The organism is Amycolatopsis rubida, assembly GCF_900115345.1.
Lineage (GTDB): Bacteria > Actinomycetota > Actinomycetes > Mycobacteriales > Pseudonocardiaceae > Amycolatopsis > Amycolatopsis rubida.
Genome location: NZ_FOWC01000004.1, coordinates 410,333 through 430,488, shown reverse-complemented (window position 1 = coordinate 430,488; position 20,156 = coordinate 410,333). Strand labels below are relative to the sequence as shown.

26 protein-coding genes are annotated in these 20,156 nt (G+C 69.5%); 14 read left to right on the top strand and 12 right to left on the bottom strand.

From position 1 onward, the window contains the following. The first annotated feature begins 19 nt into the window (after nt 1-19). Complete coding sequence (locus tag BM362_RS19600) at nt 20-694, top strand: response regulator transcription factor (RefSeq protein ID WP_067591448.1); 675 nt, start codon at nt 20-22, stop codon at nt 692-694. Beyond that, nucleotides 691-1,803 carry a sensor histidine kinase gene (locus BM362_RS19595; protein WP_067591445.1) on the top strand — a complete coding sequence of 371 codons (1,113 nt, stop codon included), beginning with the start codon at nt 691-693 and terminating at the stop codon, nt 1,801-1,803. The genes BM362_RS19600 and BM362_RS19595 overlap by 4 nt, the downstream gene beginning before the upstream one ends. Here the strand turns inward: BM362_RS19595 and BM362_RS19590 are convergent. From BM362_RS19590 to BM362_RS19575, 4 genes are read right to left on the bottom strand one after another with little or no spacing between them, the layout of a single operon-like run. Beyond that, nucleotides 1,753-2,850 (bottom strand): UDP-N-acetylglucosamine--N-acetylmuramyl-(pentapeptide) pyrophosphoryl-undecaprenol N-acetylglucosamine transferase, encoded by a 1,098-nt coding sequence (locus BM362_RS19590; RefSeq protein ID WP_093574105.1) that lies wholly within the window; start codon nt 2,848-2,850, stop codon nt 1,753-1,755. The genes BM362_RS19595 and BM362_RS19590 overlap by 51 nt on opposite strands. Further along, nucleotides 2,851-3,459 carry a D-Ala-D-Ala dipeptidase VanX gene (gene vanX / locus BM362_RS19585; RefSeq protein ID WP_067591440.1) on the bottom strand — a complete coding sequence of 203 codons (609 nt, stop codon included), beginning with the start codon at nt 3,457-3,459 and terminating at the stop codon, nt 2,851-2,853. After that, on the bottom strand, nt 3,456-4,493 hold the full coding sequence (gene vanA, locus BM362_RS19580; protein WP_093574104.1) for a D-alanine--(R)-lactate ligase: 1,038 nt from the start codon (nt 4,491-4,493) through the stop codon (nt 3,456-3,458). The genes vanX and vanA overlap by 4 nt, the downstream gene beginning before the upstream one ends. Continuing rightward, nucleotides 4,486-5,505, bottom strand: a complete 1,020-nt coding sequence (locus tag BM362_RS19575) for a D-isomer specific 2-hydroxyacid dehydrogenase family protein (protein WP_093574103.1) — start codon at nt 5,503-5,505, stop codon at nt 4,486-4,488. Before BM362_RS19575 ends, vanA begins: the two co-directional genes overlap by 8 nt. Nucleotides 5,506-5,625: 120 nt before the next feature. Between BM362_RS19575 and BM362_RS48260 the strand changes: the two genes are divergently transcribed. Continuing rightward, the gene (locus tag BM362_RS48260; protein ID WP_093574102.1) at nt 5,626-6,522 is read left to right on the top strand and encodes a metal-dependent transcriptional regulator; all 897 of its coding nucleotides are present in this window, start codon (nt 5,626-5,628) and stop codon (nt 6,520-6,522) included. Between the two features lie 37 nt (nt 6,523-6,559). Further along, the gene (locus BM362_RS19565) at nt 6,560-6,844 is read left to right on the top strand and encodes a hypothetical protein (RefSeq protein WP_161269503.1); all 285 of its coding nucleotides are present in this window, start codon (nt 6,560-6,562) and stop codon (nt 6,842-6,844) included. A gap of 331 nt (nt 6,845-7,175) precedes the next feature. Here BM362_RS19565 and BM362_RS19560 read toward each other — a convergent pair whose 3' ends face one another. From BM362_RS19560 to BM362_RS19550, 3 genes are read right to left on the bottom strand one after another with little or no spacing between them, the layout of a single operon-like run. Continuing rightward, nucleotides 7,176-7,832: a response regulator gene (locus BM362_RS19560; protein ID WP_067591427.1), complete on the bottom strand. Its 657-nt coding sequence runs from the start codon at nt 7,830-7,832 to the stop codon at nt 7,176-7,178. Next, nucleotides 7,829-8,983: a sensor histidine kinase gene (locus tag BM362_RS19555; RefSeq protein ID WP_093574101.1), complete on the bottom strand. Its 1,155-nt coding sequence runs from the start codon at nt 8,981-8,983 to the stop codon at nt 7,829-7,831. Before BM362_RS19555 ends, BM362_RS19560 begins: the two co-directional genes overlap by 4 nt. After that, entirely contained in the window at nt 8,980-9,588 is a 609-nt protein-coding gene (locus tag BM362_RS19550) for a DUF1453 family protein (protein ID WP_067591422.1), read from the bottom strand. The genes BM362_RS19555 and BM362_RS19550 overlap by 4 nt, the downstream gene beginning before the upstream one ends. 30 nt (nt 9,589-9,618) lie before the next feature. On the opposite strand from BM362_RS19550, the gene BM362_RS19545 reads away from it, so the two are divergent. Then, entirely contained in the window at nt 9,619-10,437 is an 819-nt protein-coding gene (locus BM362_RS19545) for a VC0807 family protein (RefSeq protein WP_232791939.1), read from the top strand. On the opposite strand, the gene BM362_RS19540 is transcribed toward BM362_RS19545, so the two are convergent. Beyond that, nucleotides 10,422-10,868 (bottom strand): MarR family winged helix-turn-helix transcriptional regulator, encoded by a 447-nt coding sequence (locus BM362_RS19540; protein ID WP_093574100.1) that lies wholly within the window; start codon nt 10,866-10,868, stop codon nt 10,422-10,424. The two genes, BM362_RS19545 and BM362_RS19540, sit on opposite strands and share 16 nt — an antisense overlap. A 47-nt stretch (nt 10,869-10,915) precedes the next feature. Between BM362_RS19540 and BM362_RS19535 the strand changes: the two genes are divergently transcribed. Together BM362_RS19535 and BM362_RS19530 are read left to right on the top strand one after the other, a co-directional pair. After that, entirely contained in the window at nt 10,916-11,371 is a 456-nt protein-coding gene (locus tag BM362_RS19535; protein ID WP_067591417.1) for a nitroreductase/quinone reductase family protein, read from the top strand. Further along, a complete protein-coding gene (locus BM362_RS19530; RefSeq protein ID WP_093574099.1) occupies nt 11,368-12,564 on the top strand; it encodes an FAD-dependent oxidoreductase in 1,197 nt (398 codons plus the stop codon). The genes BM362_RS19535 and BM362_RS19530 overlap by 4 nt, the downstream gene beginning before the upstream one ends. Here BM362_RS19530 and BM362_RS19525 read toward each other — a convergent pair. From BM362_RS19525 to BM362_RS50900, 3 genes are all read right to left on the bottom strand, one after another. Next, the gene (locus tag BM362_RS19525; RefSeq protein WP_093574098.1) at nt 12,531-13,139 is read right to left on the bottom strand and encodes a CPBP family intramembrane glutamic endopeptidase; all 609 of its coding nucleotides are present in this window, start codon (nt 13,137-13,139) and stop codon (nt 12,531-12,533) included. The two genes, BM362_RS19530 and BM362_RS19525, sit on opposite strands and share 34 nt — an antisense overlap. Further along, entirely contained in the window at nt 13,136-14,032 is an 897-nt protein-coding gene (locus tag BM362_RS19520) for an NAD(P)H-binding protein (protein WP_093574097.1), read from the bottom strand. Before BM362_RS19520 ends, BM362_RS19525 begins: the two co-directional genes overlap by 4 nt. A gap of 81 nt (nt 14,033-14,113) precedes the next feature. Further along, nucleotides 14,114-14,329: a hypothetical protein gene (locus BM362_RS50900; protein WP_483073385.1), complete on the bottom strand. Its 216-nt coding sequence runs from the start codon at nt 14,327-14,329 to the stop codon at nt 14,114-14,116. Here BM362_RS50900 and BM362_RS50895 point away from each other — a divergent pair. The 7 genes from BM362_RS50895 (at nt 14,249) to BM362_RS19495 (ending at nt 18,706) form a co-directional block, all read left to right on the top strand. After that, entirely contained in the window at nt 14,249-14,527 is a 279-nt protein-coding gene (locus BM362_RS50895) for a hypothetical protein (RefSeq protein ID WP_093574096.1), read from the top strand. The two genes, BM362_RS50900 and BM362_RS50895, sit on opposite strands and share 81 nt — an antisense overlap. A 45-nt stretch (nt 14,528-14,572) precedes the next feature. Further along, nucleotides 14,573-14,728: a hypothetical protein gene (locus BM362_RS47525; RefSeq protein ID WP_167545369.1), complete on the top strand. Its 156-nt coding sequence runs from the start codon at nt 14,573-14,575 to the stop codon at nt 14,726-14,728. A gap of 23 nt (nt 14,729-14,751) precedes the next feature. After that, nucleotides 14,752-14,886 (top strand): hypothetical protein, encoded by a 135-nt coding sequence (locus BM362_RS49965; RefSeq protein WP_255366209.1) that lies wholly within the window; start codon nt 14,752-14,754, stop codon nt 14,884-14,886. A gap of 73 nt (nt 14,887-14,959) precedes the next feature. Further along, a complete protein-coding gene (locus tag BM362_RS19510) occupies nt 14,960-15,874 on the top strand; it encodes a 3-oxoacyl-[acyl-carrier-protein] synthase III C-terminal domain-containing protein (RefSeq protein WP_244287210.1) in 915 nt (304 codons plus the stop codon). Nucleotides 15,875-15,886: 12 nt separating this feature from the next. Next, complete coding sequence (locus BM362_RS19505; protein ID WP_067591401.1) at nt 15,887-17,173, top strand: type III PLP-dependent enzyme; 1,287 nt, start codon at nt 15,887-15,889, stop codon at nt 17,171-17,173. Next, complete coding sequence (locus tag BM362_RS19500) at nt 17,173-17,961, top strand: beta-ketoacyl-[acyl-carrier-protein] synthase family protein (protein WP_093574094.1); 789 nt, start codon at nt 17,173-17,175, stop codon at nt 17,959-17,961. The genes BM362_RS19505 and BM362_RS19500 overlap by 1 nt, the downstream gene beginning before the upstream one ends. 100 nt (nt 17,962-18,061) lie before the next feature. After that, a complete protein-coding gene (locus BM362_RS19495; RefSeq protein WP_067591395.1) occupies nt 18,062-18,706 on the top strand; it encodes a LuxR C-terminal-related transcriptional regulator in 645 nt (214 codons plus the stop codon). A 54-nt stretch (nt 18,707-18,760) separates the two neighbouring features. On the opposite strand, the gene BM362_RS19490 is transcribed toward BM362_RS19495, so the two are convergent. Continuing rightward, nucleotides 18,761-20,044, bottom strand: a complete 1,284-nt coding sequence (locus tag BM362_RS19490; protein WP_067591392.1) for a sensor histidine kinase — start codon at nt 20,042-20,044, stop codon at nt 18,761-18,763. Nucleotides 20,045-20,156 lie beyond the last annotated feature (112 nt).

The window sequence follows — 20,156 nt, the reverse complement described above, 5'->3', positions numbered from 1 at the left end:
CGCTCGTAGCATCGAGTCCATGCGTGTGCTGATCGTCGAGGACGAGCCCTACCTGGCCGAGGCCATCCGGGACGGGCTGCGCCTGGAAGCGATCGCCGCCGACCTCGCCGGGGACGGGGACACCGCGCTGGAAATGCTGAGCGTCAACGCCTACGACCTGGCCGTGCTCGACCGGGACATCCCCGGACCGTCGGGCGACGAGATCGCGAAACGCGTCGTCGCCTCCGGCAGCGGCATGCCGATCCTGATGCTCACCGCCGCCGACCGGCTCGACGACAAGGTCTCCGGCTTCGAACTCGGCGCCGACGACTACCTCACCAAACCGTTCGAAATGCGGGAACTCGTGCTCCGGCTGCGCGCGCTCGACCGCAGGCGCGCGCACAACCGGCCGCCGGTGCGCGAGATCGCGGGGCTGAAACTGGACCCGTTCCGCCGCGAGGTCTACCGGGACGGCCGGTATGTCGCGCTGACCCGGAAACAATTCGCCGTCCTGGAGGTGCTCGTCGCGGCCGAGGGCGGGGTGGTCAGCGCCGAGGACCTTCTCGAACGGGCCTGGGACGAGAACGCGGACCCGTTCACCAACGCCGTGCGCATCACGGTTTCGGCGCTGCGCAAACGGCTCGGCGAACCGTGGCTGGTCGCGACCGTCCCCGGGGTCGGCTACCGGATCGACGACGGGCCGGACCGCGGATGATCCGCGAGCCCGGGATGAGCGTCCGGCTCAAACTGACCCTCAGCTACGCCGGATTCCTCATGCTGGCCGGGACGCTGCTGCTCGGCGCGGTGGGCTTCTTCCTGCTGGACTACCAGGACCGGGCGCTGGAGGTCATGCCGGTGGTGATGGCCCCGTCCGGCCGCGACCTGATCAAGGACTTCGCGCCGGACGCGGCCATCGTGATGCTGCTCCTGCTGATGTTCGGCCTGCTGGGCGGCTGGATTCTCGCCGGGCGCATGCTCGCCCCGCTGAACCGGATCACCGCCGCGACCCGGCAGGCCGCGACCGGTTCGCTCGCCCACCGGATCGAACTGGAAGGCCGCGACGACGAGTTCCGCGAACTCGCCGACAGCTTCGACGCCATGCTCGCCCGCCTCGACGCGCACGTCGCCGAACAGCGGAGATTCGCCGCCAACGCCTCCCACGAGCTGCGCACCCCGCTGGCGATCACGCAGAGCCTCCTCGAAGTCGCCCGCGATGACCCGGAGCGCGATATCGGCGAGCTGCACGAACGCCTCCGCGTCGTGAACGCGCGAGCGATCGAACTCACCGAAGCCTTGCTGCTGCTCAGCCGCGCGGATCAGCGTTCGTTCACTCGGGAGCCGGTCGACCTGTCGCTTCTGGCGGAAGAAGCCGCTGAGACGTTGCTCCCGCTTGCCGAGAAACACGGAGTGGCCATTGAGACCTCCGGTGATGTCACTGCCGTGAACGGGTCTCGGGCGCTTCTGCTGCAGTTGACGACGAATCTGCTGCACAACGCCATCGTCCACAATCTGCCGGAAGGCGGGACCGTGCAGCTCCGCACCACTGCCTCCGCGACGTCGAGCACGCTCGCGGTGGAAAACACCGGGGAGGAAGTCAGCCCGGAGCGGATCTGGACGTTCACCGAGCCGTTCCAGCGCGGCACCGAGCGGATCCGCCGCGATCACGTCGGGGTCGGGCTGGGGCTGGCGATCGTGAAGAGCATCGCGCAGGCGCATGACGGGACGCTCTCTCTCGCGCCGGGCGCCGCGGGCGGGCTGCGGGTGACGGTGCGGCTACCTGGCGGGTCGATGTCGTTGGGCGATCGCCAGGACGTGTCGCGCTAGGACGATGCCTGCGTCGGGTGCTCCGGTCGCGGAGGCGCGGGCGGACATCGCCGCGAGGCGCGCCGGGTCGGTGAGGATCGGGAGGAGAGCGGATTCGATCCAGGCTGGGGTGAGGTCGGCGTCGTCGACGAGCAGCGCGCCGCCTGCCGAGACGACTGGCCCTGCGTTCAGTCGTTGCTCGCCGCCGCGGTCGGGCAGCGGGACGAATGCGGCGGGGAGCCCGACCGCGGCCAGCTCGGCGCAGGTCATCGCGCCGGAACGGCAGATCGCGAAGTCGGCGGCGGCGTAGGCGTACTGCATTTCGTCGACAAACGGCAGGACGACATACGACGGATCGTCCGCTTCGACGGTGTGCCGCGGGCCGGTGATGTGCAGGACTCGCACCCCGGCCGCCCGTAGTGCGGCGGCTGCGCCGGAGGCGGCGGCGTTGATCGTTGTGGCGCCTTGCGATCCGCCGGTGACCAGCAGGACCGGGCCGTCGGGGTCGAGGCCGAACCGGCGGCGAGCCGCTTCCCGGGTCGCGAGCCGGTCGAGTCCGGTGATCGCTGGACGCAGCGGGATTCCGATCGCGGTGCCGTTTTTCAGCCGGACGTCCGGGGAGGCGGTGTACACGTGGGGCGTCATCCAGGCGGCCATTCGGTTGGCCGCTCCCGGGCGGATGTTCGCTTCGTGGATGACGATCGGCAACCGACGCTGGCGGGCGGCGAGGCAGGCCGGGGCGGCGACGTAGCCGCCGAAGCCCACCACGACGCCGGCTTGGACCTGGTCGAGGACCGCCCCGGCGGTCCGGATCGAATCGCGCAGGCGGGCGGGTGTGCGCAGGAGGGCCCAGGTGGCCTTGCGCGGCAGCGGGACCGGCGGGATGAGTTCCAGCGGGTACCCCCGAGCGGGGATCAGCGTCGTGTCCAGACCGCGGACAGTGCCGAGCGCGGTGATCTCCGCTGCGGGCGCCAATCGCCGCAGTGCGTCGGCGAAGTTCATCGCGGGTTCGATGTGCCCGGCCGAATGGCCTCCGGCGACGACCACGCGTGGTGCTCTGGTGTCCATCTAGGCGACGAGGAAATCGAAGTACGTGTCCGGATAGGGCTCGTCCTTCAGCGTGTAGTGCCACCACTCGGATTCGTAGGCGGCGAAACCGCAGTCCTCCATGATGGAACGGAGATGCTGCCGGTTCGCCGCCTCGGCCGCGGTGAGGCCTCGTGCGCCGTGGTGCGAGACCGCGTCCATCAGGTCGAAGCCGCCGCCCATGGGGACGAGTTCGCCGGTGTCAAGGCGATACAGCGTCAGATCCGCTGTGCTGCCTCGGGTGTGGCCGGATTTGGTTGCCACGTAACCGTTTTCGAACATCTCCGCACGGTTGAGGTTCGGGTAGTGCTGGCGCTTTTTCCGGCCGTCCTCCGGCTGTTTCGCCCAGCGCAGGAAACAGTCCACGGCGCGCTGCGGCCGGTAACCGTCCCAGATCAGCAGGCCGAAGCCCAGCGTCGCGGCTTTGTCCTGCGCGCTGTGCAGTGCGCCGCACAAGGCGTGGGTGCCGACGATCCGGTTCGCCAGGTAGCCCTCGACCGGTTTGCCGGTGAAGTTGTCCCAGGTGGCGTACTTGGCGTCCCAGCGAATCCCGGGCGCGATCTCGTCGAGGAAGGCGAAACCGGGCTTCATCGGGGCGTCCCGGCCAGCGCGAGCGACACCATCCGGTCGAGCATTCCGGAGAACGAGAGCCCGGCCGCCGCCATCATCCTCGGGTACCGGCTGTAGGAGGTCAGCCCGGGGAAGGTGTTGACCTCGTTGAGCATGACGGTGCCGTCTTCGAGCAGGAACAGGTCGACGCGGGCGAGTCCCTTGCAGCCCAGCGCGCGGTAGACGGTCTGCGCGCTCGCCTGGACGCGGGCGCGCGACTCCGCCGGGATGTCCGCGGGGACGAGGATGGTCGAGTTCTCGGAGCCGCTTTCCGGGTTGTCCTCCTGGTGGATCTTGAAGAACCCGTGCGACAGCCGGATCTGGTCCGGTTCGCCGACGATCAGGTCCGCGCCGTTGCCCAGGACCGCGCACCCGACCTCGCTGCCTTCGACCGCTTCCTCGATCAGCAGCTTGGAGTCGAACTGCGCCGCCTCCGCGATCGCGCCCGGCAGGTCTTCCTCGCGCGAGACCTTGGTGACGCCGAACGACGAACCGGACCGGGCCGGTTTCACGAAGACGGGATAGGCGAACTTGCTCGCGTCGACGTCCTCGTCCGCGGTGCCGGCCCAGAAATTCGGCGTCGCGATGCCCGCGCTGCCGACGACCAGGTACGCGAGGGATTTGTCCATGCACAGCGCGGAACTCTGCACGTCACAGCCCGCGTACGGGATGCCGGACAGTTCGAGGAGACCCTGCATCGCGCCGTCCTCGCCGAGTTTGCCGTGCAGCACCGGCAGCACCACGTCCAGCCGGACCGGTTCGTACTTGCCCTGCTCCTCGACGAGCAGCCCGTGGACGCCCCGGTCCGGCGACAGCATCGCCGGACGACCGCTGTCCTCCCACGCTTCGCCGGGGCCTGCGCACAGCTTCCACGCACCGTCCTTGGCGATCCCGACCCAGTACGGTTCGTATTTCTCCGGATCGAGGTTCTTCGCGACCTCTCGCGCGGATTTGACCGAGACGGGATGTTCCTCGGAGATTCCGCCGAAGACGACGCCGACCTTGAGCTTAGGCATGGTTTGTCCAGCTTTCGAAATTCAGGCAGTTGAGGAGACTGTTTTCCACCGCGTCGCGCAAGGCGTGGTCGGTGTGGTACGCGGTGTGCGGGCTGATCAGGACGTTCGGCAGAGTTCGCAGTCGCGCCAGATTGGTGTTTTCCATGGGTTCGCGGCGGCAGTCGGCATAGAACATCCCTTCCTCCCCTTCGAGGACGTCCAATGCCGCGCCGCCCAGCCTGCCGCTTTCCAGCGCGGACAGGAGGGCTTCGGTGTCGATCAATCCGCCGCGGCCGGTGTTGACGACGATCGCGCCGGGTTTCATCCGCTCGATCCGGCGCTGGTCCATGAGGTGGCGGGTTTCCGGGGTGAGCGGGGTGTGCAGGGTGACGATGTCGCTCTGCCGCAGCAAATCGTCGAGGGGAACGTAATCGGCCGACGTCCGGGGACGCAGGTCGTAAGCCAGCTTCTGTCCGCCGAAACCCCAGAGCCGGTCGATGACCGCCGCGCCGATCCGTCCGGTTCCGATGACGCCTACAGTGAGGTCGCGCAGTTCTTTTCCGGGCGTATGGCTCAATCGGTAATCGCGGGCGTCCGTCCGGCGGATAAGGGACTTCGCGTCGCGGATCGCCATCAGCATCAACATGATCGTGTAATCGGCGACGCTGTCGGGCGAATACGCGACGTTTTCCACCGAGATCCCGATTTTCTCGGCGTACCCGACGTCGAGATGATTGCAGCCGATGCTCCGCGTGGAGAGATACTTGACACCGATCTCGCTGAGCGCGCGCAAGGTGCCATTGGTGATGCGGGTTTTGTGGCTGACACTGACGCACCGCTTCCCGGCGGCGAGTTCGACCGTGGCTTCGGACAACGCCGCCTCGGTGACAGTCGGTGCCACCCCCAACCGAGACACCGCCTCCCGCACCAGGGCGGCTTCGTCGGGCCCGCAGCCGTAGATCGTGATCCCGGCCGCCGGAACCAGCGATCGAACCCGAAGGCCCGCGGCGCGTGCCGGTTCGCGGTAGGTCATGGGTGCCAGTCAAGGCAGGCCGATGTTGCCAGCACGTATGCGGTTTCCGATACACGGACGATATGCGGCTCCGCGGATCGCCTTGACCTCAACCCGAGTTGAGTTGCCAGGCTGGTTCTCGTGACCGCGCGGGGCCTGATCAACACCACCGAGATGTACCTCAAGGCGGCGTACGAACTGGAGGAGGACGGCGTGGTCCCGCGGCGGGCGCGGATCGCGGACCGGCTGGGGCAAGCCGCTCCCACGGTGAGCCAGACGGTCGCGCGGCTGGAGCGGGACGGATTGCTCGAGGTCGACGAGGACCGGCGGGTCGTGCTGTCCCCGGAGGGCCGGCGGATCGCGGTGCGGGTGATAAGCAAGCACCGGCTCGCGGAGGTGCTGCTGCACCAGGTGATCGGCTTGGATTGGGAGCGGGTGCACGTCGAGGCCTGCCGGTGGGAGCACGTGATGTCGGAGACCGTGGCCCGGCGGGTCTTCGAGGTGTGCGGGGGTCCGCGGCGTTCTCCCTACGGGGCACCGGTCCCTGGCCTTCCCGAGCTCGGGATCGACGTCGCTCCGCTGCCGGTTCCGCGGGGAACGCGAGCGCTGGCTGAGGCGGTGCGGGCCGGGCAGCGCTCTGCCCGGTTGTCTCGGGTCAGCGAGCGGATCCAGGACGACGTCGGGTTTCTCCGCGCGTTGCGGCTCGCCGGGGTGGTGCCGGGGGCGGAGGTACGACTGGCCGCGGCGGCGGACGGGCGGGTGTGCGTGGAGACCTCGGCGGGGGCGGTCGTGCTGGATACGCGGCAGGCCGGGATGGTGGCGGTGTGCTCGGCTGGGGTCTCCGGCCGGGGAAATGCGGTGGAGCTCGCGGACGCCGGCGTGGTCGGACGGGCGGGTGGGCGAGTGGGACCGGAAGAACGCGGCGCGCCGGGCGACGGTCTTGGCTCTGCCGACCGTCCAGACCTGGCATCATGCGCGAATCGTGCCGCCGCAGCGGGGGAACGTGCGGATTCCGGAGTCGATGGGGCCGCTCGGTGAGTTGATGGCGGTGTGGTCAGCCCCTGCGGACCGAGCGGTGAAGCTTCCCGAAGTGCGCGCAGCACGTCCGGTGCGGGTGACCGTGCACGTACCGGAGATGGCGGTCGCCGCGCTGATTCCCGATCTTCGGCTGGCGCGTCCGACGGTGCAACCACTGCCGGAGGGTCGCGTGCTGCTGGTCGACGGGCGGTCCGAAGGGCCAGACCGCAATGCGATGGTCTACGACTCTGACGGCGAAGCAGCGGCCGAGCAGACTTTCGGCGACGGTATCGACCACGTGCAGGCCACCCGGCGGCGAGGTCTGGGTCGGCTACTTCGATGAAGGCGTCCTCGGCTCGCTCGTCGCCGCGCCTCCCGCCGGCCGGAGCGGGCTGGTCCGGTTCTCGGCCGAATGGCGTACCCCGACTCCGCTCGCGCGGTGTGGGGCCACATCTTGGGCTGCTACGCCTTCACCGTCGACGGCGACACCGCATGGACGTGCTTCTGCACAGACTGGCCCGTCGTCCGCATCCACGACGGCCTACCGGGATCGGCTGGTTGCCGGAGTGCTGGAGGACGACCGGTTCCAGGTCACCGGCGAATATCGGCTCGGACGACTGGTACCGGCTCGGTCTCGAAGACCTGCCCGGGTAAGAACCCTTGCCGTGCCTCGGTTACTGCTGACGCCGGCCGTTCTGATAGTTGAGCGCGTAGCGGACCGCGTCGGCGCGCGAGTGGAAACCGGCTTTGGCGAAGAGGTTGTTGATGTGGGTTTTCACGGTGGCCTCGCTGATGACCAATGCGGCCGCGATTTCCGGATTGCGCAGGCCGTCGCCGATCAGGCCGAGGATTTCCCGTTCGCGCGCGGTCAGCGCGAGATCCGGTTCCGCGGGCGGGGCCGGTTTGGCCGCCAGTGCGAGCAACCGCCGCTGCACCTCGGGCGAGAGCACGGTCTGGCCCTGCGCCGCGGTGCGCACGGCGTGCAGGATCGTGGTGCGGTCCGCCTCTTTGGTCAGGTAGCCGCTCGCGCCCGCCTGCAGCGCGGCCAGGATCGATTCGTCGTCGTCGAACGTGGTGAGCACGAGAACCGTGGTGTCCGGCAGGGTTTCGCGGATCTTGCCGGTCGCGCCGACCCCGTCCAGGACCGGCATGTTGAGGTCCATCAGCACTACGTCCGGGCGGTGTTCCCGCGCCGCCTCGACCGCTTCCGCGCCGTTGGTCGCGGTCGCGACGACGTTGACGTCCTCGGCGAGGTCGAGCATGACCGCGAGCGCTTCGCGGACAGTCGCCTGGTCGTCGACGACAACGAGGCTGATCGGGCGGTCGGTCATCGAGGCAGCTCCAGTTCCACGGTCCAGCCGTCGCCGGCCGGACCTGCTCGCAGGGTGCCGCCGAGCAGGGCGGCCCGTTCGCGCATCCCGACGAGCCCGACCCCGGAACCGCCGGCCAGTTCGGCGCGGCGGGGTTCGGTAGCGGGCCCGTTGTGCACGGTCAGCCTGACATGATCGGCAGCGAAGGCCAGCCGGAGGCTGCGAGTCGCGCCCGGCGCGTACTTGGCCGCGTTGGTCATCGCCTCCTGCGCCGCCCGGACCATCGTGTGCGTGGTCTCCGGGCCGACCGCGCCGGCTTCGCCCTCGATCGCGAACCCGGCCGACGCGTGTTCGGCGAGTTGGCACAACGTCTCAGACAGCGGCAAGGTGTCTTCGCGCAGCGCGTGCACTGCGCGGCGGGTCTCGCTGATCGAGTCGACGGCGATGGCGCGTGCCTTGCGGACCGCGGCGGCTGCCTCGTCGTCGCGGCCGCTGTCGCGCAGTGCGTCGGCCATGTCCAATTGCAGGGCGATCCCGGAGAGCGAATGACCGAGGACGTCGTGAATCTCGCGCGCGATACGGCCGCGTTCGACAAGCGCTGCCTCACGGGCTTCGGACTCGCGGGCGCGCTGCGCCGATTCGGCGGCGAGCTGCGCGTTGCGGATCGCGTCGAGACGGTCGTGGTGCGAGATGCCGACCGCGACCGGAAGACTCACGGTCAGGGGCACCCACACCGGCCACACCGGGAAGCCCGGTGACAGCTCTCCGACCGTCCAGGTCGCGGCAACCGCGACGACCGCTCCGGCGACCGCGATGGTCACCGCGGCCCGGCGGGACGCGAGCTTGACCCCCGAGGCGGACGCGGCGACGAACGGGAACATCGCCGCGAACGTTCCGTGCGTGAGCGGCAGGAGCAGCGCGCCGAACAGCATGTACGCGCCCATCGCGGTGACCTGCCGCTTCTCGGACAGCCGGGTCCAGGGCAGCAGCGAGACGATCCCGGCGACCGAGCACAGCACGAACAGCGGCAAGGCCAATGGCCGGTACGCGATGGTCGCGTCCGGCCATTGAACCGCGGTGCAGGCGATCGCGGTGAGGACGAGGACGGGCTGGATCAACTCGTCCCGGCGCTGCCCGAGAAGGGACGGCGACCGCTGGTCCGGCGTGCTCATGGGACCAGGTTCCTCCTCGTCTGGCCGGCGTCGTGCGCGGACTGAGTGTTCCACTCGGCGGGGCGGCCGGTGAGGTTGCGCTGGATGGTGTCCAGCATCGGCGAGGTCTTCCCCGGCGCGCCGTCGCTGCCCTGGGTCCACATGACCTGGTGCCCGGCGCGCAGTGCGCGGTAGAGCACGACCAGCCCCTCGGCGAGGATGCCGACGCCGATGGTGAGCAGCATGCTGTTGGAGACGCCGCCCGCGTCCTGCGGGTCGAAGGCGTCGAGCGCGAGGTTCACGCCGATCTTGACCACGATGTTCGCCACCCACAGCCCGACTGTGACCGGGGTGTAGCGGACGAAGGCGGTGCCGTCGCGCCGGGAAATCCGGACGCTGACCCCGCGCAGGACGCCGAGGACGACGCTGATCGCCGCGGTCCCGACGAGGAAGACCAGCGAGGCCGCGGTTTTCACGTCGCCGGAGACTGTGCTGAGGCCGACGACGGACAGGATCGCGGGCAGGATGAGCATCTGCTTGGCCTGCGCGGGTTCGCCGATCAGCCGCCGCACCATCAGGTAGCCGACCGCCGCCACGATCAGGACGATCTCCACGGGTCCGCTCATGGGTTGTTCCTGCCTTTCGATTTCGTTCCGATGCCGAGAAAACTACGGCGGAACGGCGGCGAAGTCGTGCGGTGCGCGGCGTATCCGCGGGTGGAGAAATCCCTCCACCCGACCCTGGATTTCTCCACCCGCGGATACGCCTGCGGCGGCAAGACGACCGGCGGCGGCGACCGTAGCGTTTTCCGGGTGAATCCCAGCAGCCAAGCCAAACTCGGGGAGTACGGCATGACCTCGCACGCTCGCACGATGATCACCGCTCTGTTCCTGGACGTCGGCCTGCCCGTCGTCGCCTACTACGCGGCCAACCTGCTCGGCGCGAGTGCCTACGTGTCACTGCTGATCGGCACCGTCGTCGCGGGAGTGCGGACGATCTGGGTCGCGGTGGCACAGCGGCGGCTCGACCTCTTCTCGTCGTTCCTCGTGCTGCTTTTCGGCCTGGGCCTGGCGTTGAGCTTTGTCACCGGCGACCCGCGCCTGCTGTTGGCGAAGGAATCGGTGACCACCTTCTGCGCCGGCGTGGCTCTGGCCGGCAGCTGCGTGCTCAACCGTCCGCTCGCGTACTACGCGGCACGGCGCTTCGCTCGTTCGGCCGGCGGCGATCAGCAGCGCGAATTCGAGGCCACCGCGGGCGGCGCGGCGTTGCGGCGGCGTTGGTATCAGGTCTCGCTGGTGTGGGGCGTCGGGTTGATCGCCGACTCTGTGCTTCGCATCGTGGGCGTGTACACGCTGCCGTTCGACACGGCGGCCGCTTGTTCGCAGGCGTTGCTGGTCGTCGCGTTCGCGGGGCTCATTGGGTGGACGCTGCTGACCCGGCGGCGGGGTGAGCAGGCGGTTCAGCGTCGGTCGTAGGCGCGCATCGCCGCCGCGACCTCGTCCAGGAAGGACAGGACGACCGGGACGTGTTCGGGCTTGAGCCGATCGGTGATGGCTTCCATCTCGGCGAGCAGCGGGCCCAGCGCGGCCCGGATGTCCTCGCGGGCGTGGTCGGTGGCCTCGAGGTGGACGCGCCGCCGGTCGGCCGGGTCGGCGCGGCGGGCCAGGTGCCCGGCGGCGGCGAGCCGGTCGGCCAGCACGGTCGCGGACGCCGAGGTGATGCCGAGCCGATGGCCCAGCTCGCCCGGACCGATCGGCTCCGGACTGGAAACCACATGGTCGAGGGCTTGCACGTCGGTGACCCGCAGCGACAGTTTCCGGGCCAGCACCGCCTGCATGCCCCGGCCGGCTTGCAGGAGCCGCCGCACTGCCAGGGAGACCTCCCGCGCCGCTTGCTTGTCCGCCACGCCGGCATAGTAGCTAGAACTTCTAGCGACGAGGTACAGTGTCCGGTATGGCTAGAAAATCTAGCGAATTTGCCCAGGTCAATGCCGAGATGGTGCGCAAGCTGCTCGCCACCGAGCCGGATCCGGTCCCGGAAGGCGGCTACGGGCTTCGGGTGCTCGAAACGACCGGACGCCGCAGCGGCCGGATCCGGCAAACGCCGATCGGGGTTCTTCTGCTCGACGGCACCCGCTACCTGGTTTCGCCGGACGCGAACCGCGACTGGGTAGGCAATCTCGTCGCGACTCCGAACTGCCGTCTTCGGGCTGGTGGGGCCGACGAAAGCGGTTGCGCACAGCCGGTGGGCGGCGCCGAGGCGGTGTCGGTGATCTCGGCTTACTTGAACGCAGTGCGGGCTCCGTGGGCGATCGCCGCGTTTCCTGTCGGTCCCGCCGCGTCGGCAGCCGAGATCGCCGCGCAGCTGGGTTCGCTCGCCGTGTTCCGTCTCGAACCAGGGGCGGAATGACAACCGGGTCGCCGGTGGTCGTCGCGGGCGGCGGACCCGGCGGGATGGTGCTCGCCTACTTGCTCGGCCGCGCCGGAATCCCGGTCACCCTGCTGGAAGCGCACCAGGACTTCGACCGCGACTTCCGCGGCGATTCCCTGCACCCCTACACCCTCGAACTGCTCGACCGCCTCGGCTTGGCCGACCGGCTGCTCGCGCTGCCGCACCACAAAGCGCGCTTCTTCCGCTTCCACACCCCGGCCGGGTCGATCACCACCGCCGACTACGGCAAGCTCTCCTCGCCGTACAACTACGTCGCCCTGATGCCGCAGGCGCGCTTCCTCGACTTCCTCGCCGCCGAAACCGCCGCACTCCCGAGCGCGAGCGTGCGCACCGGAGCCAAAGTCGTTGACCTGAACCGCGACGACGACGGCCGAATCACCGGCGTCCGCTACCGCGACGACACCGGAACCCACGACCAGCCCGCCGCGCTCGTGGTCGGCGCGGACGGCCGGTTTTCCCGGATCCGCCGCCTGGCGGACGCGCCGGCCCGCTCCCTCGGCGCCACCACCGACCTGCTGTGGTTCCGGCTGCCGCACCGTCCCGAGGACCCGCCGGACGCCGACGTCGACCTCTTCTTCGGGCGACACCACTACGTCGGCCTGCTCGCCGGGACCGGCGGCTGGCAAGTGGGATACAGCCTGCCCAAGGGCGGCTACGCCGAAGCTCGCGAACAGGGTGTCGGTCCGATCCGGACATTTCTCGCCGAGCACGTGCCGTGGCTGGCCGACCGGGCCGATCTGCTGACCGATTTCGGCCAGACGACCCTGCTGTCGGTCGACATCTCCCGGGTGGAGCGCTGGTGGCGGCCAGGCCTGCTGCTCATCGGCGATGCCGCGCACGTCATCTCGCCGGTCGGCGGCAACGGGATCCTCATGGCGGTGCAGGACGCCGTCGCCGCGGCCAATCACCTCGTGCGGGATTCGTCCGACGCCGCCCTCGCGCGGATCCAAGCCGAACGCGAACCCGCGATCCGGAAGGTGCAGGCGCAGCAGGTCCGGCTGGAACAACGCGCCGCTCGCGCGAGGGAACGCGGTCGTCCCGCTGCCCCGCCGTATCGGCTGTTGCGCCTGCTCACCGGCATCCCGGGTGCCCGCGCTCGCGCCGCCCGCGCCAATGCCTACGGACCTGCTCCGCCACTGCTGGAATCCTGAGGCGGGAAAAGCCGGGGCAGGAAGCCGATCATCAGGGCGGACCAGGTCACGTGCGTCAGCACCGGTGCCTGCACTCCGCCGCCCCAACGGCGTTGCAGGGTGAAGAGCGTCCCCATAGTCGCCGACGCCAGCACCAAGGCCGGATTCCGCGTCGCCGTCGTCGACAGCACGTACATCGCGGTCGATGCTCGCGGGCCGAACGTGTCGTAAAGCGCGCCGCGGAAGAAAACCTCCTCAGCGGCACCGGTTACGAGCGTCGTCGTCACCACGGTCGGCGTCGAACCGTGATGGGCGTGGCCGAGCACGCCGGTGATCGCCCGGCGCAGCAACGGAATCCGGCGAGCGACCAGCGCGCAGCCGTAAAACGCCCCGAACGCGCCCGCACCCGCCAATACCGGCTGCACGACGTCGGTACGACCCCGTGGCACCGGCCCCGCCGAGCGCGCTCCGGCGAACCAGGTCGCCGCGACCGACGCGGTCAGCGCGTGAAACCGGCGCGATCCCGGCTTGCTCGCCAAGGACGCTCCCAGCAGCCCGGAACCCGCCGCGGTCACCGCCGTCAGGAACGCCTTCACCCGGTCCGCCGCTGTCGCACTCGTTCGCCCAGTGCTTGCAGCACGGCGTCGTTGTAGCTCATCGGCTCGAATTCGACGATGCGGCGGATCGCGTCGTCGCGGACGACGACCTCGTTGCCCATCGAGTCGATCAGCGCGCGCCCGGTCGTGGCATCGACGTCGGTGACCAGCGAAATCCAGTAGGACGACAGCCGGGGCGTGAGCAGCGGGACCGGCACGATCGCCAGCATCCTGCCCTCGATCACCGCGACGCGCTGCAGCATGTCCCGGTAGGTCAGCACTTCCGGGCCGCCGATGTCGAACGTCCGGCCCGCGGTCTCGGGATGCTCCAGCACGCCGGCCAGGTAGCGGACGACGTCGGCGAGCGCGATCGGCTGGGTGCGCGTGCCGACCCAGCGCGGGGTGATCATCGCGGGCAGGCGTTCGACGAGCTGGCGGGTCAGCTCCCACGACGTCCCGCCGTGTCCGATGACGATTCCCGCGCGCAGCACGGTCACCGGCACGCCGGTCTCCGCCAGCAGCCGTTCGACCTCGCGCCTGCTGGCCAGATGCGCCGACAGCGAGTCGGCGTCGTCGCCGAGACCGCCGAGGTAGACGATCCGGCGCACTCCCGCTTCCGCCGCGGCACGGGCGAACGCGCGGGCCGCGTTGGCGTCGCGCTTCTGGAAGTCCGCGCTGTCGAGGGAGTGGACCAGGTAGTAGGCGGCTTCGACGTTCTTGAGCGCGTCTCGCAGGGAGCCGATGTCGGCGACATCGCCGTGGATCGGCTCGCCGGCACCGCGGTACTGCTCGGGGCGGCGGGTCATGGCGAGCACGTCGTGCCCGGCGTCGGTCAGCGCCGGGCACAACCGTCTGCCGACGAACCCCGAGGCTCCGGCGACCAGTACGCGCATGCTTGCGACGGTAGCCGGACGAGCGGAATCCCGCTGATCACCGCGGCCCGGGACGCTCCCGGTCCGCCATGAGCTTGCCCATCAGCCGCGCGAGCGCCTCGTCCAGCTGGCCGCCGAGCCGCGGGCCGAGCAGGGCGTCCAGTTCGGCGTCGACGGCCGCAGCGAGCGAACCCGTCTCGGCCAGCAAGGATTTCCCTCCCCGGTGAGGGTGAGGATGTGCTTGCGCCGGTTGGCCGGGTCCCGCTGCCGCTCGATGAGGTCGCGCTGCTCCAGCCGGACGACCAGGCTGGGGCTCATCCGCATGAGCCGGGCGATGTCGTCCTGGGTCCGGGCGAAGCCCTGCTCGACCATGGCGAGCGTCCCGAGATGTTTGGGCTTCAGCCCGGATTCGCGCAGGTGCTCGCGAACTCGTTCGCCAGGTCGGCGCCGAGCACCATGAGCCGGAAGGCCGAGGTCTCGGGCAAGGAGCTGTCGGTCGCCACACCGGTACTTTAATCATCGATGAACAGTTCAATCTGTAAATAGTCGACTGGTGAGGTAATGACGATCGTCCTGGTGGTGGCCGATGCCGTGCTCGCGATGGTGGCGGCAGTGCGAGCGGCGGCGTTGAGCCACAGCGACGCGCCGACGAACGGCGAGAAGTTCCACGGCTGGATGTACGCGGTCAGGGCGGTGCGGCCGCGGTCGTGCCGCTGATCTGGTCTGGACCAGTCTGCGCGGTGGTCCTGATCGCGGCGGCGGTCGCGCAGGCAGGGGACGTCGGGATCGGGATCTTTCGCGGGGAACGGGGGATGCTCGCGGGGAGCGCCGTGGTGGGCGCGGCGCATGTGGTCACCGCCGTCGTGCTGTGGTGAACGAAGCCGGTTGAAAGCCGCGCGTCAGCGTCACGTCAGTGCCGGTTGGGACGCTGTCGGGGTGACGAGCCTGATGTCTGTGTCCAGTTACCTGCCCGCCGCGGTGCCGATCGCGACGCTGCAGGACGCGCTCGGCCTTACTGACGCCCAGTTGCGCAGGCTGCATCGCATCTACGGGTTGTCCGAGGTTTGCCGGTCGCCCGAGTCCGAGGCCGAGATGCTGCTCGGCGCGGTCGCGAAGCTCGACGGGTTCGCCGGGGTCGAGGAGCGCGTCCGCTACGTGCTGCGGCCGAAGACGGTACCCGCGGCGTCGCCGCATCCGTTCGATCCGCTGGCCGAGGTGCGCCAGCGGCTGGGATTGCAGAACGCGCTCGCCTTCACCGTCACCGACCACGCGTGCGCATCCGGACTGCTCGCGCTCGATCTCGCTGGTGCACTGCTCGAACAGGACGGCGACCCGGACGCGCTGGCGTTGGTTCTCGCCGGGGAGAAGGCTTTCACCCCGGCCGCGCAGATCATCCCGGACGTCGCGGTGATGGGCGAGGGGACCGCCGCGGTGCTGGTCGCCCCCGGCGGGCAACGGGATCGGCTGCTCGGCTACGCGACGACCACGCTCGGCGGTCCCGGCGGCGAGGTCATCACGAACGAAGAGCAGAACAAGGTCTTCCGGCAGATCTATCCGGACGCACTAGGCGACGTCACCCGCGCCGCGCTCGAAGCCGCCGGGTGCGCGGCGAGCGATCTCGCGCTCGTCCTGCCGCACAACGTCAACAAGGTTTCGTGGATCCGCGCGGCGGAGGCGATGGACGTGCCGCGGAAACGGATCTTCCTCGGCAACGTCCCGCGCACCGGCCATTGCTTCTGCGCGGACCCGTTCCTCAACTACCACACCGCGACCCGGCTCGGACTGCTCAACCCGGGCGAGCGCTACCTGATGGTTTCGGTCGGCCTCGGCTCGACGTTTTCCGCGATGGTCTTCGAACACTAGGAGCAGAACCTGATGAGTACGGAACTCGAGATCGAGGGCGTCGGGATCACCGAGCTGGCGGACCGCTACGGCACCCCGCTGTTCGTCTACGACGGCGGCGAGCTGGCCGGCCGGATGTCCCGGCTGCGCCGCGAACTGCACGACAGCATGGAGGTCTTCTTCTCGCTGAAGTCGAACCCGAACGTGTCGATTCTGGCTGTGCTGCACGACAACGGGGCCCGTGCCGAAGTGTCGAGCCTCGCCGAACTGCGCACCGCGCGCCGCGGCGGCGTCGAGCCGAACGACATCATTTTCCTGGGCCCCGGCAAGAGCCAGGCGGAACTCGAGGCCTGCCTGGACGAGGACATCGCGGCGATCGTCTGCGAATCCTTCGGGGAACTGGCGTTGATCGACCGGCTCGCCGCGGCGCGCGGAGTGCGAGCGCGGGTGGCGTTGCGGGTCAATCCGAGCTTCGCGGTCAAGGGGTCCGGACTGACGATGGGCGGGAAGCCGCGCCAGTTCGGCATGGACGAGGAACAGCTGTTCGCCGCCGAGGACCTGGTTTCCCGGCACGCGAACGTGCGGATCATGGGCGTCCAGGTCTACATGGGCACGCGCATTCTCAGCGAGGAATCGGTGGTGGAGAACACCACTCGCATCTTCGCGCTGGCCGAGCAGCTGTCCGCGCGACTGGGCTTCGGCCTCGACCTGGTCGACGTCGGCGGCGGGCTGGGCGTGGCGTACTTCGACGGGGAACGCGACCTCGACCTCGACCTGCTGACCTCGCGACTGAACCCGGTGATCGACGAGTTCGCCACCCGGCATCCGGACACACGGCTCGTGATGGAGCTGGGCCGCTACCTCACCGCGATGAGCGGCACCTACGTCGTGCGCGTCCGCTATGTCAAAACCTCGCTGGGGCAGAACTTCGCGGTCGCCGACGGCGGCACCAACCACCATATGGCGGCGGTCGGCATCGGCTCCTATGTCAAACGCGATTTCCCGATGCGGCTGCTGAACCGGATCGACGAACCGGCCACCGAGACCTGGCAGATCACCGGTCCGCTGTGCACCCCGAACGACGTGCTTGGCAAGAAAATCCCGCTGCCGCCGGTGCGGCCGGGCGACCTGATCGGCGTGGAACGCTCCGGTGCCTACGGCCCGAGCGCGTCGCCGGTGCTGTTCCTCAGCCACGGCTATCCCGCCGAGGTTCTGGTCCACGATGGACAGTCCTATGTGATCAGCGAGCGGGACCAGCCGGAGGACCTGCTGCGCCGCCAGCACCTGCATCGGCTGCCGGTTCCCGCGGTGGAGGGCTGATGTTCAGTGCCGGCGCTCCCGTGGCGGCCACGCGCACCTCGCCGTTCGCCGTGCTGCCGATGGGGCTGAAAACCGTGCTGCATCGGCGATTCGAGTCCGGCTCCGACCGGCTCGACGGCCCGATCATGACGCGCTACTTCACCGATCTGGCCGCCGGGCACGACGTCGGCTACTCGCCGGAGCTGGTCGCTCAGGCGCAGGGCAACACGTTCATCTCCCTGGCCCGGGATGTGCTGCACGGCCAGGTGAGCGAGCCGATCGACCTGGTCGTCGTCGCGCACGACGGCCCCGATTTCGACCCGCGGCTGTCCGCTCCGGTCAACCTCACCGCCGTGCTGCCGGGCGCCCCGATGACGTACTCGGTTTCCGGACAGGGCCCGCTCGCCGGTTTCCTCGCCTTGCGGGTGGCGGCCGGATACGTGCGCCGGAAGCCGATGCACCGCGTGCTGGTCCTGGTCATGGAGCAGCGAGGAATGCCCTACGCCGGAGAACGCCCGCCCGTGGACGCGGCGACCGCGCTGCTGTTCGAGTCCGGAGCAGGCAGCACCCGGGTCGCGGTGCTGCCCGGAATCGACCGGGCCGACGCCCGGGCCGAGACTGATCGGCTCGCGCCAGCGGATCGCTACGGACCGGGCTTGACCGGCGGACCGGTCGCGGAAGGACGTTCCGCCACCGCTCTGTGGGCCGAACCGCCCGCGGTGCTCGCCGATTACGACCCGATTCGCGGAACTCTGGGGATTTGCGCCTTCGCCCGGGAAAGCGAGCCGTCCGCGCCCCCGCTCGCCTGACCGCCGCTTTCGCGAACGCGGGCCGAACCGACACGGAACTCTCGTCCGCGCCCCTATAATCAGGAGCGGAACTGCCGCGGCGAAGAAAAGGTGAAGCTCTGTGCGCGTGGTCATCGGCGAAGACCAGTTCCTGCTCCGCGACGGGCTGGTCCGGCTGCTCGAAGCGCACGGGATGACGATCGTCGCGGCGCTGGACAACGGGCCGGATCTGCTGAACGCGCTGGTCACGGAGAAGCCGGACGTCGGCGTGGTCGACATCCGGCTCCCGCCGTCGTTCACCGACGAGGGCCTGCGCGCCGCGATCGAGGCGCGCCGTCAGGTGCCCGGACTGCCGGTGCTGGTGCTGTCGCAGTACGTCGAACGCTTGTACGTCAACGAATTGCTGGCCGACGGCGCGGGCGCGGTCGGCTACCAGCTCAAGGACCGGGTGCTCGACGGCGACCACTTCGTCGACGTCCTGCGCGGGGTCGCCGCGGGCAACACCATGATGGATCCCGAGGTGGTGTCGCGGCTGTTCACGCACAACACGCGCGACCGTGCGCTGGAAAGCCTCACTCCGCGAGAGAACGACGTGCTCCGGTTGATCGCCGAGGGACGGTCCAACAGCAACATCGCCGCCGAGCTGTACGTCACCGAGAAGGCGGTGTCCAAGCACATCAACAACATCCTGGCGAAACTGCAGCTGCCGGTGTCCGACGACAGCAACCGCCGGGTGCAGGCGGTGCTGGCCTACCTGCGTCACTGAGCGCCGATGCCAGGTCGGGTCGTGAGTGGCGCCGGTGAGAACCGGGATCGCCACTCACGACCCGACCGGCCGGCAGGGGATTTCGATGACCACCGAGGTCGGCCCGCCGAGCGGGCTGAGCACGGTGAGGAATCCGTCCAGCGGCGCGAGCCTGCGTTCGAGTTCCCGCAGGCCGGTGCCCTTGGCCGGGTCCGCGCCGCCCCTGCCGTAGTCGGTGACCGTGATGGACAGCCGTCCGCCGGAATGGTGTACGTCGATTTTCCCGGAATCCGCGCCGGAATGCTTCATCGCGTTGTTGAGCACCTCGGAAACGGTGAAATACGCGGCGGTCTCGACGGCGGGCGCGAACCGGCCGGGAAGGTCGACGGTGGTCTCCATCTCCAGCGCCGACTCCATCCCGAGTTCGCGGACCGCGTCGGCGAGACCGCGGTCGACCAGCACCGGCGGCTGGATCCCGCGAACCAGGTCGCGCAGTTCCTGCAGTGCTTTCACCGAGCTCGCCTTGGCCTCTTCCATCAGGCTCTTCGCCGCTTCCGGCTGCCGTTCGGCGAGTTTGGCCGCCGCGTCGAGCGTCATTCCCATCGCGACCAGCCGGGCTTGCGCGCCGTCGTGCAGATTGCGCTCGATCCGGCGCAGCTCCAGCGCCTGATGGCCGACCGCGTCGTCGCGCGTGGTGGTGAGGTGCTGCACGCGCTGGGCGAGCACGGTGCTTTCGGACGGGGAAAGGAATTTGGCCGCCAGCGCCGCGTGCAGTTTCAGCAGGTGCGGGGCGGCCCACAGGACGAGCGGGAAATGCAGCAGGCCCAGCACGACCGCGATCCAGGCGACGGCCGGATTGTCCACCGGCAGCGCCACGTACCAGTCGCCGAGCCACACATCGTCCAGAACCGGGTAGAGCAACGGCATGAGCAGCCCGCGCACGCCGTCGACCACGAGGGCCAGCGGGGCCAGCGTGAGCAGGCAGCCGATCGTGCCGTCCACCAGCAGCCAGGCCGTGTCCCGCCAGGTGGCGCGGTCGGCCAGCAACCGCGCGAACACCTGGAAGAACCGGGTGCCCTCGGGCAGCGGGAGATACGGCTCCGGCAGCTCGCGTCCGGTCCAGGCGCCGTGCAGTTTCCGCTGCAGATTGGCGACCGCGCGGACGGCGTAGACCACCGGGGGAATCAGGAACACGCCGACGCCGACTCCCAGCAGGGAAGCAGCGCAGGCCAGCAGCGCGAAAAGCACTACCTCGACCGGTGCGAGCAGGCCCAGCGCGGTGCTGTGCAGCACGGCGAGGCCGCCCCGCGCGAACCAGGGCTTCGGTGCCGCCGGCTCGCGGGCATCGGTGGAGGGCATATCCCGATTATGTGCTGTTCCGGGCTTTCCCGGCAGGGGTGCTAGGACCAGTCCGGATCGAAGAGCTAGCACCATCGGAATCGGCGCTCGTCGCTCGTAGGTTTTCGCTGTA

Bases quoted from the DNA above. Each gene is read 5' to 3' on its own strand.
- BM362_RS19600 (WP_067591448.1), top strand. From the start codon at position 20: ATGCGTGTGCTGATCGTCGAGGACGAGCCCTACCTGGCCGAGGCCATC.
- BM362_RS19595 (WP_067591445.1), top strand. From the start codon at position 691: ATGATCCGCGAGCCCGGGATGAGCGTCCGGCTCAAACTGACCCTCAGC.
- BM362_RS19590 (WP_093574105.1), bottom strand. From the start codon at position 2,850: ATGGACACCAGAGCACCACGCGTGGTCGTCGCCGGAGGCCATTCGGCC.
- vanX (WP_067591440.1), bottom strand. From the start codon at position 3,459: ATGAAGCCCGGTTTCGCCTTCCTCGACGAGATCGCGCCCGGGATTCGC.
- vanA (WP_093574104.1), bottom strand. From the start codon at position 4,493: ATGCCTAAGCTCAAGGTCGGCGTCGTCTTCGGCGGAATCTCCGAGGAA.
- BM362_RS19575 (WP_093574103.1), bottom strand. From the start codon at position 5,505: ATGACCTACCGCGAACCGGCACGCGCCGCGGGCCTTCGGGTTCGATCG.
- BM362_RS19560 (WP_067591427.1), bottom strand. From the start codon at position 7,832: ATGACCGACCGCCCGATCAGCCTCGTTGTCGTCGACGACCAGGCGACT.
- BM362_RS19555 (WP_093574101.1), bottom strand. From the start codon at position 8,983: ATGAGCACGCCGGACCAGCGGTCGCCGTCCCTTCTCGGGCAGCGCCGG.
- BM362_RS19550 (WP_067591422.1), bottom strand. From the start codon at position 9,588: ATGAGCGGACCCGTGGAGATCGTCCTGATCGTGGCGGCGGTCGGCTAC.
- BM362_RS19545 (WP_232791939.1), top strand. From the start codon at position 9,619: ATGCCGAGAAAACTACGGCGGAACGGCGGCGAAGTCGTGCGGTGCGCG.
- BM362_RS19535 (WP_067591417.1), top strand. From the start codon at position 10,916: ATGGCTAGAAAATCTAGCGAATTTGCCCAGGTCAATGCCGAGATGGTG.
- BM362_RS19530 (WP_093574099.1), top strand. From the start codon at position 11,368: ATGACAACCGGGTCGCCGGTGGTCGTCGCGGGCGGCGGACCCGGCGGG.
- BM362_RS19520 (WP_093574097.1), bottom strand. From the start codon at position 14,032: ATGCGCGTACTGGTCGCCGGAGCCTCGGGGTTCGTCGGCAGACGGTTG.
- BM362_RS50900 (WP_483073385.1), bottom strand. From the start codon at position 14,329: ATGAGCCCCAGCCTGGTCGTCCGGCTGGAGCAGCGCGACCTCATCGAG.
- BM362_RS47525 (WP_167545369.1), top strand. From the start codon at position 14,573: ATGACGATCGTCCTGGTGGTGGCCGATGCCGTGCTCGCGATGGTGGCG.
- BM362_RS19510 (WP_244287210.1), top strand. From the start codon at position 14,960: ATGTCTGTGTCCAGTTACCTGCCCGCCGCGGTGCCGATCGCGACGCTG.
- BM362_RS19505 (WP_067591401.1), top strand. From the start codon at position 15,887: ATGAGTACGGAACTCGAGATCGAGGGCGTCGGGATCACCGAGCTGGCG.
- BM362_RS19500 (WP_093574094.1), top strand. From the start codon at position 17,173: ATGTTCAGTGCCGGCGCTCCCGTGGCGGCCACGCGCACCTCGCCGTTC.
- BM362_RS19490 (WP_067591392.1), bottom strand. From the start codon at position 20,044: ATGCCCTCCACCGATGCCCGCGAGCCGGCGGCACCGAAGCCCTGGTTC.